14 protein-coding genes are annotated in these 11,486 nt (G+C 36.0%); 2 read left to right on the top strand and 12 right to left on the bottom strand.

The features are described 5' to 3' along the window. From IV494_RS11345 to IV494_RS11315, 7 genes are all read right to left on the bottom strand, one after another. Entirely contained in the window at nt 1–141 is a 141-nt protein-coding gene (locus tag IV494_RS11345) for a hypothetical protein (RefSeq protein ID WP_196080258.1), read from the bottom strand. A 121-nt stretch (nt 142–262) separates the two neighbouring features. Continuing rightward, complete coding sequence (locus IV494_RS11340) at nt 263–733, bottom strand: DUF6702 family protein (RefSeq protein ID WP_196080257.1); 471 nt, start codon at nt 731–733, stop codon at nt 263–265. Between the two features lie 40 nt (nt 734–773). Continuing rightward, a complete protein-coding gene (locus IV494_RS11335) occupies nt 774–1,532 on the bottom strand; it encodes an LOG family protein (RefSeq protein ID WP_196080256.1) in 759 nt (252 codons plus the stop codon). Between the two features lie 4 nt (nt 1,533–1,536). Then, nucleotides 1,537–2,250 (bottom strand): nucleotidyltransferase family protein, encoded by a 714-nt coding sequence (locus IV494_RS11330; RefSeq protein ID WP_196080255.1) that lies wholly within the window; start codon nt 2,248–2,250, stop codon nt 1,537–1,539. A 1-nt stretch (nt 2,251) separates the two neighbouring features. Beyond that, entirely contained in the window at nt 2,252–2,626 is a 375-nt protein-coding gene (locus IV494_RS11325; protein ID WP_196080254.1) for a DUF805 domain-containing protein, read from the bottom strand. Next, the gene (locus IV494_RS11320) at nt 2,619–3,038 is read right to left on the bottom strand and encodes a RapZ C-terminal domain-containing protein (RefSeq protein WP_196080253.1); all 420 of its coding nucleotides are present in this window, start codon (nt 3,036–3,038) and stop codon (nt 2,619–2,621) included. The genes IV494_RS11325 and IV494_RS11320 overlap by 8 nt, the downstream gene beginning before the upstream one ends. Before the next feature lie 9 nt (nt 3,039–3,047). Beyond that, a complete protein-coding gene (locus IV494_RS11315; RefSeq protein ID WP_196080252.1) occupies nt 3,048–4,076 on the bottom strand; it encodes an aminoglycoside phosphotransferase family protein in 1,029 nt (342 codons plus the stop codon). 53 nt (nt 4,077–4,129) lie between these two features. Here IV494_RS11315 and xrtF point away from each other — a divergent pair, with 53 nt between their 5' ends. Both xrtF and IV494_RS11305 read left to right on the top strand, forming a co-directional pair. Further along, nucleotides 4,130–4,672, top strand: coding sequence for an exosortase family protein XrtF (gene xrtF / locus IV494_RS11310; RefSeq protein ID WP_196080251.1), 543 nt, complete (start codon nt 4,130–4,132; stop codon nt 4,670–4,672). Next, on the top strand, nt 4,659–5,096 hold the full coding sequence (locus IV494_RS11305; RefSeq protein ID WP_196080250.1) for an exosortase F system-associated membrane protein: 438 nt from the start codon (nt 4,659–4,661) through the stop codon (nt 5,094–5,096). The genes xrtF and IV494_RS11305 overlap by 14 nt, the downstream gene beginning before the upstream one ends. On the opposite strand, the gene IV494_RS11300 is transcribed toward IV494_RS11305, so the two are convergent. The 5 genes from IV494_RS11300 to nadC all read right to left on the bottom strand — a co-directional run bounded on the left by IV494_RS11300 (nt 5,093) and on the right by nadC (nt 11,461). Continuing rightward, a complete protein-coding gene (locus IV494_RS11300; RefSeq protein WP_196080249.1) occupies nt 5,093–6,094 on the bottom strand; it encodes a cation diffusion facilitator family transporter in 1,002 nt (333 codons plus the stop codon). The genes IV494_RS11305 and IV494_RS11300 overlap by 4 nt on opposite strands. Before the next feature lie 75 nt (nt 6,095–6,169). Continuing rightward, entirely contained in the window at nt 6,170–7,162 is a 993-nt protein-coding gene (locus IV494_RS11295; protein WP_196080248.1) for an aspartate-semialdehyde dehydrogenase, read from the bottom strand. Between the two features lie 33 nt (nt 7,163–7,195). Next, nucleotides 7,196–7,636 carry a hypothetical protein gene (locus tag IV494_RS11290; RefSeq protein WP_196080247.1) on the bottom strand — a complete coding sequence of 147 codons (441 nt, stop codon included), beginning with the start codon at nt 7,634–7,636 and terminating at the stop codon, nt 7,196–7,198. Between the two features lie 82 nt (nt 7,637–7,718). Further along, nucleotides 7,719–10,385 carry a TonB-dependent receptor gene (locus IV494_RS11285; protein ID WP_196080246.1) on the bottom strand — a complete coding sequence of 889 codons (2,667 nt, stop codon included), beginning with the start codon at nt 10,383–10,385 and terminating at the stop codon, nt 7,719–7,721. 206 nt (nt 10,386–10,591) lie between these two features. Then, on the bottom strand, nt 10,592–11,461 hold the full coding sequence (gene nadC / locus IV494_RS11280; protein WP_196080245.1) for a carboxylating nicotinate-nucleotide diphosphorylase: 870 nt from the start codon (nt 11,459–11,461) through the stop codon (nt 10,592–10,594). Nucleotides 11,462–11,486 lie beyond the last annotated feature (25 nt).

Below are 11,486 nucleotides of genomic sequence, written 5' to 3'. Positions count from 1 at the left end.
CTATAAAAAAGCCGCCTCATTTTTTGAGGCGGCTTTTTCGTGTCTTACGTTTTGCTTGTTATAATCACCTTTTGTAATGTTGAGAAAGCATTTTAATGCATCTGTATTGATGAGAATTGGTTCAATCCGAACTAATATCATGAATTCATTATTGTTGGGAAATCTATGGCTAGTTTTTGAAAGCAAGCTTCACTTTCTTCTCAAAAATAAAATCCGTCCTGTCGCATATGACAGAACGGATTTTGTATTTATGGTTTATCTTTTAAAAACTAACCTCATTCACTTCTTTTCCTCGCTGAAAATTCATTGTTTTCTGATTTCCTTTGTAAGCGATATTAACAAGGTTAAACTGTTTCGGGAAGGTACTCAACATGATCGTATTTTTAATTTTTAAAGTACTGATGTCAGCAATACCGTTCGCTTCAAAATATACCCAAACTGATTCGCCATTAATTTGACTGCCTGTGAACGTAAGTGCTTTTGGACTTCCGTTCACGTACAGATCGAAATTATTATTCACATATTTTTTTACCTCTGCTTCAAAACCTGCGGTGCTTGAATTTATTTTAATGGCGTCAGAAATGTGTTCCTTATTCATTTTTGTCGTGAATTTTAAGGTCTTGCTTCCTTCCACATAATCCACTTTTGTCATTGAGGAGTAAAAGTCTGCACCTTCAAAACTCATCAATATCATCAAAGCCAATATTCCTGTAATCTGTAAAAACTTTTTCATCTTATTCTTTTGTAATATGATTGGCTCAAATATAGTGCCATTAGAAATTAACGTTCACTGTATATTTGTCGTAGAAAGCCTTGATATGAGCAACTGCTTCTTCCGCGGTATCAACAACACGATAAAGATTCAAATCCTCTTCAGAGATCATACCGTTTACTAAAAGGGTATTCTTAAACCAGTCGATGAGACCGCCCCAGTATTTTGACCCAACCAGAACGATAGGAAATCTGCCGATCTTATCGGTTTGAATTAAAGTAATTGCTTCCATCAATTCATCCAAAGTCCCAAATCCTCCCGGCATTACGATGAAACCTTGAGAATATTTAATGAACATTACTTTTCTTACGAAAAAGTAGTCAAAATCCATGCTGTAACCTTTATCAATAAAAGGATTAAAATGCTGTTCAAAAGGCAACTCTATATTCAATCCGATCGATTTTCCGCCACCTTGATGAGCACCTTTGTTTCCGGCTTCCATGATTCCGGGACCACCTCCTGTGATGACACCGAAACCGATTTCTGTAATTTTTTCTGCGATATCTACCGCCATGTTATAATGTTCGCTGCCTGGTTTTAGCCGTGCAGATCCAAATATAGAAACGCAGGGACCAATTTTCGCCAATTTTTCGTAGCCATCTACAAATTCCGCCATTATTTTAAAAACCATCCAGCTGTCTTTGGTGATGGTTTCGTCCCAGGTTTTTTCCTTGAAAGAACTTTGTACTTTTTGATCGATCTCAAATGCGGGTCCGGTCAATTCTATCGAAGTTCCTTTCCCTCTTTTTATTTTACTCATTCGTTTATTTAAAAATTTTTTCTGCTGCCAGAATAGATTCCGGTCTTCCAACATCGATTAAATGGGCTTGATGTTCATAGCCATGAATTTCTTCAGTGTGCATTAAATCCAGATACTCTTCCATGATGGAAAATTTGCCTTTTCTTTTTATCTTATTAAAAATTCGGGGATTAATGCAGTGTATTCCGCTAAAAGCTAAAGGTTTAAATCCTTTGTTGAATTCTGCCAATCGCTGTTCGCCTGTTTGTACATTGAGCCAACCTCGTAAGATCATATTCTCATTGAAAAGAAGTTTACGAGAACTAACGCGGTCTGATACTGCTAATGTAGCGAAATCTTTCTTTTCCTGATGAAATTTAACAAAACCATTCAAATCTAAATCTGTTAATATATCTGCATTCATGATCAGAAAATCTTCTTTAAAATCCAGAAATTTTCTTGCAAAAACTAAACCACCGCCAGTTTCGAGTAACTCTTCTTTTTCGTCTGAGATCTCAATTTTCGCACCGAAATTATCATTCTTCTTCAAAAAATCGGTAATCTGTTCTCCAAAATGATAAACATTAATTACGAATTCATTGATGCCAAAACTCTGAATATATTTGATGTTTCTTTCCAGCAAAGGAACTTCATTCACCACCGCAAGTGCTTTTGGATGATGATCAGTAAAAGGTTTTAAGCGGGTGCCTTTTCCGGCTGCGAAGATGAGTGCCTTCATATTAAAAAGTTTCTTTTAATCCTATTTCGTTTATTTCATCAAAATTTCCGATTCCTTTAGGATTTGGACCATATTCATTTGGGCCAACTTCCCCGTCAGCAAAAATTAACCATAACACATAAAACGGAATTAATTGATACCAACCAGAATTTCCGCGATCATGACATCTTTTTGCAGCTTGCGCTAAAGAAAACCATATCAAAGGAATATAAGATATTAAAGTAATAATCAACAACAATAAATTCTCATCGCCTTGTTGCTTCATTTTCTCTCGAACCAAAGAAAAAATCGTTGAAATACCAATGTAAATTAGGTACGAAATCCCGAATTCTGTTCGTCGAATTCTACCTTCAAAAGAAAAAGGATTTTTAAACATGCTGATTAAGTTGTGGCTGTTCGTCGTGCTGAAGCATAACTTCAGTTTGCGGATATTTTTCTTTAACGAATGCAGCAATTTTTTCAGCGCAATAAACCGAGCGATGTTGTCCGCCAGTACATCCAAAATTAATTTGAAGATGTTCAAATCCTCTGGACAGATAATTATCAATATTGATGGAAACCAAATTTTTTACAAGTTCTAAAAAATTAGGCATTTCGGTTACGGTTTCCAGATAATTTTGAACGCCGATATCACAACCGGTTTGCTGTTTGTATTCTTCAACTCTTCCAGGATTTAAGATTCCACGACAATCGAAGGCAAAACCGCCACCATTTCCGCTATAATCTTTAGGGATTCCGCCTTTTTTATAGGAAAAACTGTGTATTTCTATCTTTAATTTATTGCTCATATTTTTAATTTATTGCTCATGTTTTAAAATAATGTTATTAATTTTATTCTTCACCTCATCCGTTTTCAATTGCAAAATAATTTTCTTCAATTCAGGATATTCATTCATTTCCTCCCAGTTTTCAGAAAAGGTAAAAAGGTTTTCTATTCCCTGATCGATGCTCGAAATAAAATGTTTTTTCCTCTGAATCAATCCACGGAAACCATATGCTCCCAAAACCTGCAGAAATCGGATCAGCTGAATCGGTTTTAAAGAATTTTTCAACTGCCCAACTTTTTCCCCTTCCTTCCACAATGAGAAATAATAATTAAGCATTTCCTCTTTAAAATCATGAGGAAAATTTGCTTTTGCCTGAAATAAAAATGAAACAACATCGTAAATCAAGGGTCCTTTCATCGCAGACTGATAATCGATAAAATAAACTTTGTCATTTTCACCGACCATAATATTTCGCGCCTGAAAATCACGGATCATGATTCCTTTTGGCTCCAGGTTTTCAATTAGGGAAATTAATTTTTTAAATTCAAGAAGCAAACTCGCTTTATGATAAGGGATTTCTAAAACATCGGCGATGAAACTTTTGAAATAAAATAAATCATTTAAAACTGGAAGTTCGTTGTAGCTTTCGTATTCAAAGGTTTTTGAATAATCAACTGCTTCGGTGGTTTTCGTTTGAAGGTTAAAAAGTTTTTGAAGCGTTTCTTTAACTAAAGATTTCGTTCTTTCGGAAAATCCTTCCGCTTCGATAACTTCTGATAATGTTTTCTCGCCCAAAAATTCCTGAATATAAATTTTCCAATCTTCAGAGATCTTGTAAATTTTTGGAGTGTTTAATTGAAGTTCAGAAAAAACCCGGGAAAAATAATAGAAACTTTCGTTTTCGGCTAAATTATCATTAAACGTGATGATGTATTTTCTGTCCGAACTTTTGCCTACAAAATTTATCCTTGCAGAGCCGCTTTGTGCTAAACTAAAAAAATCGGACGCTTTCTCGCCGATAAATTCTTCAAAAAAAACTTGTGCCTTTTCCCTGGTCATACTTTTACAAATATAGGGAAATTACAATTTTATAAATCATTATATTTGCAGGAATGTTCACTGATTTCAAGCCTGTTCTGAAAATTCTGCTGCGATTTATCATTTTATATGTGGTAATGGTTTTGGCGTATCAGTTTTACCTTAATGAATTCAAAAATGCAGGTTTAGATCCTTTTTCAACCTGGGTCATGAGACAAACAACTTTTGTGCAGCAATTTCTGGGTTATCCTTCGCAAATGATACCGGGAAAACCGCAAGATGAAACGACATGGTTTTTTGTCAGTGGAAAATATACGTCTCGAATGGTAGAAGGTTGCAACGCAATTTCGATCATGATTTTGTTCCTGTCCTTTATCTTTGCTTTCTATAAGGGAGCAAAAACTTTTCTCTTTGTAATTTTCGGATTGCTGTTCCTCCACATTATGAATATTCTTCGAATTGCCGGACTCAATATCATCATTTTAGAATTGCCGAAATATTCGAAGATTGGTCATGATTATTTTTTTCCCGCGATTATTTATGGAAGTGTTGTGCTTCTCTGGCTCATCTGGGTTAAATTTTTTGCTTTAAAGGAAACAAAAAATGAAAATATTTAGCTGGCTTTTTGTAATTCTGGGAGTTTTCGGTCTCATCAGCATTCGCATGCTGGAAGATCAGATTTTTTACGATCCTTTTCTCTACTATTTTCATGAAGCTAATAAACACGCAGCTTTTCCGGATTTTGAATGGACGAAGCTCATTCTTAGTTATGCATTTCGGTTTTTGCTGAATCTCTTCTTTTCTGCAGTGGTTGTTTATTTTATTTTCAAAAATAAAGAGTGGACCATTCAGGCGATCATTTTAATGCTTATTGTTTTCGCGATCACGTTGCCGATCTATTTGTACTGCATTCACACCAAATTTGAGATCGGATATCTGTTTTCTTTTTATATGAGAAGATTTGTTATTCAACCTTTGATCCTCTTACTGATCATTCCGCTGTTTTATTATCGAAAAAAGATGATAATTAACCGCCTTTAATTATTGACATCATGTTTGCTCACCTGAGAAATATTCTTGTAATTCCACTCGATTTTTTTCACAAAAGGTCTTTCCCGAACCGGACAATCAAAAATTTGACAGATTTCGCAGGAAGCCGGTTTGCAATCATCTAAGTGAAAATTAAATTCGATCGTTCGGTCTGTATTTTCTCCGATCAAACGGTACATTTCTTCCATTTCTTCGTGCGCTTTCCGCAATTGAAAATACCATGGAATTGTTAAATGAGCATCGATGTGAAGTCCGCTTCCGTGCTGTTGAATTCGCATATTGTGAAGGTCGATCCATTCCGGTTTTCGGTTTTCATTGAGAAAAGCAGCGAGGCGGGAAAGCATTCCAAGATCTGCTTCATCCATAATTCCGCTCAACGATTTACGAATAATTTTATACCCCACAAACATAATATATGCACCGAAAAGTAAGGCGACGACTGCATCGATCCAGTAGAGTTTAGTGAAATAAACCAGGATCAAACTCACGACTACGCCAAGTGTAGTTAAAGTATCGCTCTGCAGATGTTTCCCCGAACTTTGTAAAACAAGGGAATTTTCTTTGATCCCTTTTTTAGTAGAAATGTAACCCAGCAAATAATTAATTACGGCGGTAACGGCAACGATGAGGATTCCCCAGTCTAATTGTTTAGGAGTATTTCCGTGTAATAAAGAATCGACAGACTGTACGATAATAATAACTCCGGCGAAAATAATAAGCGCTCCTTCGATTCCTGAAGTCACAAATTCTACTTTTCCATGTCCGTAAGGATGTTCGCGATCTTTGGGTTTTGCAGCGAGATAAAGCGAATATAATCCCATAAAAGCAGCGATGATATTCACGATACTTTCCATGGCGTCAGAAAAAACCGCATCAGAATTGGTCAAATGCCAAGCGATAAGTTTTCCGATAAAAAGTACAATCCCGATGATGGCGACCCATCTTTGAAAGGCAAAATTATTATTGGGGGAATTGCTGTTTTCTGTCATTACAGTTATAGGGTATTAATTAAAATTGTTTCAGTCTTCTAATTAAAAATGCTCACTTTCTGGTGAGCATTTTTTTTAGACTAATTTGTTTTCGAGCAGATATTCTGCGATCTGCACCGCATTTGTTGCGGCACCTTTTCGGAGATTATCTGCGACAATCCACATATTCAGCGTTTTGGGTTGGGAGAAATCTTTCCGGATTCTACCGACAAAGACCTCATCTTTCCCTTCTGCATAAAGTGGCATCGGATAAATGTTATTTTTTACATCATCTAAAACGGTAACTCCCGGCGTATTTGAAAGAATATTTCGAACCTCATCCAAATCAAAATCATTTTCAAATTCGATATTTACGCTTTCGGAATGACCACCTTGAACTGGAACACGAACTGCTGTAGCGGTAATGTTAAAGGTGTGATCGCCCAAAATTTTCTTCGGTTCGGTCATTAATTTAATTTCTTCCTTCGTATAATCATCATCTGAAAAAACATCACATTGCGGCAAAGCATTTTTGAAAATTTCATAAGGATAAACTTTTGCGACATCATTAGTGCCTTCGATCTCAGCATTGAGCTGATCTACTGCATTTTTCCCTGTTCCGGTAACAGATTGATACGTGGAAACAATTACGCGTTTCAAGTTGTATTTCAGATTTAAAGGATGCAAAACCATTACCAGCTGAATCGTCGAACAGTTTGGATTTGCGATGATCTTATCTTCTTTGGTAAGTTCTTTAGCGTTGATTTCAGGAACGATCAATTTTTTATCAGCTTCCATTCTCCATGCGGAAGAATTGTCGATCACCGTTGTTCCTGCGGCGGCAAATTTTGGTGCAAATTCCAGAGAAGTTGTTCCACCTGCAGAAAAAAGAGCGATCTCGGGTTTCATATCAATCGCGGTTTGCATGGATACGACTTTGTATTCCTTTCCTTTAAAAATAATAACCTTACCAACCGATTTCTCGGAGGCTACAGGAATTAATTCGGTAAGGGGAAAATTTCTTTCCTCTAAAACTTTTAACATTACTTGACCCACCATTCCGGTTGCGCCAATAAGTGCTACTTTCATTTATTTAAGATAAAAATTAGAATGACTGTTTAATTACGATCCGAAAACTCTCATCCACGGGAAAGCGTACGCGAATAATATAACTGCAACAACTCCCATAATTACGATCCCGAAATTGAGTTTGTCGTTTGTTTTCAATTTTTTATTGATGATGGTCATTAAAACTGCTCCAACAACCATTGAAAAAGGATGCTCTACGAAGGTGTGTCTGGTTGCAGAATCGCTCATCAATGTTCCACTGTCTAAAGCTTGTTTAAAGCCTGGGGAAAAGATAAATAACAAAACAATTCCTACCAACGCCTGAATATGAAACATGATCATGGTAATTAAAGTAGACTTTTTCAATAATTTAGAAATTTTTCCGGAGTACCCAAACATACAAACGAGTAAAGAAATTAAGAATACTGCTACGAGTAATAAAACCAAGTAACCAAATCCTTTGTGTGCCTGAAGAAAAATGTTGTAAAAATCCATTTTATTTTTTTTAATGTTAACGGCAAAGATAAAAAAAATCCCGGCGAAAAGCCGGGATTTAGATATTATAAAATCTAAGTGATTAGAAGTTGAAAGCTAAACTCGCTGACCAAGTTCTTCCGAATCCGAAATAAGCTTGATTTTGCTGGCTAACTCCGTTGTAAGTTCCTGCTGCAACGTAATTATTATAATTAGTTGTTAAAGTAGTTCCTGTAAACGCTGGGTTAAGAGCTGCATATTGATCTTTGGACAAACCTGAAAAGATATTGGTGTTTGATTCTGAAATATATACTTTATCAAATAAGTTGTAAACATTCCCTCTGATTGTGAAAGATTGTTTTGCGTTGATGTAATATTTGTAAGAAGCTCCAAGATCAAACAATCCGAATGAAGGTAATTTTAATGCTCCTGCATCCTGTGCAGCTGTAGTATTAAAACTGGTAACATTTAAATTTGCATATAAACGGTCAACATATCTGTAAGATGCATCAAGTTTAAGATCTTTTACCGGCTCTAAAATGAAACCAGCTGCGTAAGTACTTTGTGCTGAACTACCAACTTTTACTTTATCTAAATATAAAGTTTGAGCAGATTGTCCTGGAACAGCTACGTTTGTTTCGTCGAATACATCTCCGGTTGCCTGTCCTTTATAGTACCAGTCTCCGATCGATGCCATTGCTGTCAAAGATAAATATTTTGTTAATCTGGCGTTTCCGTCAAATTCTACACCTTGGTGAATTTCTGTAATTCCACTGATGTTCGCATAAGTATTTAAATAAACAGAAGTGTCTGGCAAAGTAATATTACCGTTAGATTTTCTTAACAATCGATCTGCCCAAGAAGTTCTGTACACATTAATGTTACCATTAAAGACTGCAGAACGGAAACCATATCCTAATTCTACACCAAATATTTTCTCATTGGTAAGATTTGGGTTCAGGTAATTTTTGTTGTTTGGGTAAACTGCGTTTAAGAAAGGCTGCTTAGAATAATAACCAATATTTCCGAAAACATTGTGATGTTCATCGATGTTATAATTCAAACCGGCTTTAACATTATATCCTAAAATATTTTTGAAACCTGTTTTGGTATTAAGAGCAGGATTCGCTGCTGTTGCAGCATAAGGAGCTGTAAGAGGAGTAGATCCTGAAGCTGGATTATTATATCCTACATAATTATTACCATTAAGTGTAGATACTCCATCAATAAGGAAATTATCAATTCTTTGGAAACCCTGTTGAGAAACTGCACCTTGTACAAAGGCAGATAGTTTGTCATTAGAATATTCTAATTGTCCGAAACCACCATACCAAAGAGCTTCACCATCGTTGTTGTAACCAATTCGGTCGCTGATATTATTAATTTTTCCTCCGAAAGGATTCCAGTCTGGTTTAGGTGCGAAAACATTTGATACGTAGTTATAACCAGGTACCAAAACATTTTGTGCATTTGGAACAAAAAGGTTTTTATTACCTTGATCTCTGTATGCAGAACCTCCTAAAAGATCTGTTGCGATTTGATAATGATATCCGTAGTAGTATCTTCCGTCAAAACCAACTGTGAAGTTAATTTGGTCATTTATTTTATGATTAAAGCTGGTGATCACACCGTACCAGTTGTGAGAGTTGATAGAAGCATTTCTAATTAAGATCCCTTTGTCTGGAGTTGATGCAGCATTGCTTGCAACAATACCGTCAATATTTAAAGTTCCTTCAGGCGTAGTAAATGCTGAAAGATCTTTTCCGTTAGATTTTCCAACTGAAGCAGTTCCTGCACCTCTACCAAAAGAAGCATAAGCAACTGTGTTTAATTTAGAGCTTGGAGAAATATTCCAGTCCCAGTTCAAAGATAGAACCGGTTTGTGGTAATAATTGACTCTCATAGAATATTCTTCTCCTTTCAAAGTACCCCAATCTGGATTGTATCTGATGTTTGGTTCACCGTCAGATCCGTATTTGATATAATTTTGAAGTGTTACGTAAGAAAATCTTTGGTTGTGAGTTTGCGGTGCACCGGTAATGGTAAACTGAAAGTCATGATTACCTTTTTTGTATCCTAAAGCCCAGTAATAGTTGTAGCCTTCAAATTTAGTTCCGTCTGCATAAGTAGAACCTGCAGTTCTGCTTAATAAAAATGAAGTAGAAAGACCATTTGCCATTTTACCACTGTTGTAAGCGGCAAGCGTTTTCAAATAACCATTGTTTCCCAATGCTGCTGAAACGATTCCACCTTCTTTTTTGTCTGCTGCTCTTGTTAAAATATTTACGGTACCTCCAACAGAAGCAATTGCTAATTTAGAAGAACCCAATCCTCTCTGAACCTGCATTGCAGAAGTTACATCAGATAAACCAGCCCAGTTAGACCAGTAAACTGCTCCGGTCTCCATGTCATTTACAGGAACACCATTTACCATTACGGCGATATTTTTTTGATCAAAACCTCGAATATTCAATTTTGAATCTCCGAAACCTCCACCTCCTTTCGTTGCATAAACTGATGGAGTGGTGTTTAGAATCTCTGGGAACTCCTGGTTACCCAATTTCTCTACGATCTGTGCTTCTTTAATAGTAGAAACAGCTACCGGAGTTTTGCGGTCCTTTGCAATATCAGCAACACCCGTAAGTACAACTTGCTCGATATCAGCTTCTCTGCTCAAGGTATCTTTTACCGACTGTGCGTAATAGACACTTGCTGTAGAAAGTGTGATAACCACAGTTAACATCGACTTTTTTAACAAATTACTTTTCATAAATTTTAAACTTAGGTTTTATTCTAATTAATTGGTGCAAAAATATTCAAAAAATTCGGAACATTTATTAATAAATTGTTAAATTTTAAAGTTTTGTTAAAAATTAAATCAATCAGTTGATTAAAAGTCTATTAGACGATTTTTTATGCACTGAATAAATTTATGTTAAATGTGTTATATATAAAATTAACCGTATTTAGATGTTTTTACTGCAAATCATTCACCGCCTTCAAACTTAGGTCAATGTTGGCTGCAGAGTGCGTTAAGGCGCCTGCTGAAATAAAATCTACGCCTGTATTGGCAATATCTTTTAACTGATCTCTCGTAATTCCGCCCGAAGCTTCACTTTCGCATTTGCCATTGATGAGATGAACTGCTTTTTTCATGGTTTGAGTATCCATATTATCGAGCATAATTCGATCCGCACCAGATTTTATAGCTTCTGCAACTTCAGCGAGATCCCGGGTTTCTACTTCAATTTTTAGTTTCTTTTTAGTTTTTTTTACGTAATCTTTTGCCATTTTTACGGCGTTCGTGATGCTTCCGTTGTAATCGATGTGGTTATCCTTCAACATGATCATATCATATAATCCGTATCGGTGATTGGTTCCGCCACCAATGACAACTGCCCATTTTTCGCAAATTCTAAAATTTGGAGTGGTTTTTCGAGTATCTAAAAGTTTAGTTCTAGTTCCCAATAACCTGGAATCCCAGTCATGGGTCATCGTCGCGATTCCGCTCATTCGCTGCATGCAATTTAAAACAAACCGTTCCGTGGAAAGAATCGATCGCGCACTTCCCGTAACGAAAAAAGCAATATCGCCTACTTTTGCCGCGTCGCCATCTTTTAACAAACGTTCTACTACCAGATTTTTATCGAACTGTTTAAAAATAATTTCTGCCAGTTCAACGCCAGCTAGAATACAGTCTTCTTTAACTAAAAGTTTAGCTTTTTGCTGTAAATCTTTTGGAATCGTTGCCAAAGTAGAGTGATCACCATCGTGAATATCTTCCTCTAAAGCATTAGTAATAAATGTTTTGAGTGCTTCTTTTGTAACGTATTCGGGTTTTTTCATTTTTTATCTTTTAAGAGATCTTCAG

The sequence above is a fragment of the Kaistella gelatinilytica genome (assembly GCF_015679325.1).
Lineage (GTDB): Bacteria > Bacteroidota > Bacteroidia > Flavobacteriales > Weeksellaceae > Kaistella > Kaistella gelatinilytica.
Note: the sequence above shows the minus strand (reverse complement) of the source record. Positions and strands in the feature narration are given on the sequence as shown.

Coding starts and splice junctions, on each gene's coding strand:
- IV494_RS11345 (WP_196080258.1), bottom strand. CDS start 141: ATGATATTAGTTCGGATTGAACCAATTCTCATCAATACAGATGCATTA.
- IV494_RS11340 (WP_196080257.1), bottom strand. CDS start 733: ATGAAAAAGTTTTTACAGATTACAGGAATATTGGCTTTGATGATATTG.
- IV494_RS11335 (WP_196080256.1), bottom strand. CDS start 1,532: ATGAGTAAAATAAAAAGAGGGAAAGGAACTTCGATAGAATTGACCGGA.
- IV494_RS11330 (WP_196080255.1), bottom strand. CDS start 2,250: ATGAAGGCACTCATCTTCGCAGCCGGAAAAGGCACCCGCTTAAAACCT.
- IV494_RS11325 (WP_196080254.1), bottom strand. CDS start 2,626: ATGTTTAAAAATCCTTTTTCTTTTGAAGGTAGAATTCGACGAACAGAA.
- IV494_RS11320 (WP_196080253.1), bottom strand. CDS start 3,038: ATGAGCAATAAATTAAAGATAGAAATACACAGTTTTTCCTATAAAAAA.
- IV494_RS11315 (WP_196080252.1), bottom strand. CDS start 4,076: ATGACCAGGGAAAAGGCACAAGTTTTTTTTGAAGAATTTATCGGCGAG.
- xrtF (WP_196080251.1), top strand. CDS start 4,130: ATGTTCACTGATTTCAAGCCTGTTCTGAAAATTCTGCTGCGATTTATC.
- IV494_RS11305 (WP_196080250.1), top strand. CDS start 4,659: ATGAAAATATTTAGCTGGCTTTTTGTAATTCTGGGAGTTTTCGGTCTC.
- IV494_RS11300 (WP_196080249.1), bottom strand. CDS start 6,094: ATGACAGAAAACAGCAATTCCCCCAATAATAATTTTGCCTTTCAAAGA.
- IV494_RS11295 (WP_196080248.1), bottom strand. CDS start 7,162: ATGAAAGTAGCACTTATTGGCGCAACCGGAATGGTGGGTCAAGTAATG.
- IV494_RS11290 (WP_196080247.1), bottom strand. CDS start 7,636: ATGGATTTTTACAACATTTTTCTTCAGGCACACAAAGGATTTGGTTAC.
- IV494_RS11285 (WP_196080246.1), bottom strand. CDS start 10,385: ATGAAAAGTAATTTGTTAAAAAAGTCGATGTTAACTGTGGTTATCACA.
- nadC (WP_196080245.1), bottom strand. CDS start 11,461: ATGAAAAAACCCGAATACGTTACAAAAGAAGCACTCAAAACATTTATT.